Annotated in this window: 1 protein-coding gene; it reads left to right on the forward strand. The window is 37.1% G+C overall.

Going from position 1 to position 315, the window contains the following annotated elements:
- A partial coding sequence (locus ACFIO5_RS11205; protein ID WP_375705447.1) for a phosphoribosylformylglycinamidine synthase subunit PurQ occupies positions 1-315 on the forward strand: 315 nt, incomplete at both ends.

The raw sequence follows: 315 nt of genomic DNA on the forward strand, positions 1-315 counted from the left end.
AGGAGTTGAGCCATTAAAAATTTGGCAAACAGAATCAACAATTCCAGATGTAGATGTCATTGTTATTCCTGGTGGTTTTTCCTATGGCGACTACTTAAGATGTGGTGCTATTGGCGCACGAACACCTGTTTTGCAAGCCGTTCGTGAGAAAGCACAAAAAGGTGTTACGGTAATTGGCATATGTAATGGATTTCAAATTTTGTTGGAAGCTGGTTTGTTACCCGGTACTTTAATGCGTAACACTTCATTAAAATTTGTTTGTCGTGAAATAAAGCTTGAAGTCGTAAATGTTAACACAAAATTTTCTCGCTATTA

The sequence above is a fragment of the Bartonella sp. AA86SXKL genome, from assembly GCF_042196885.1.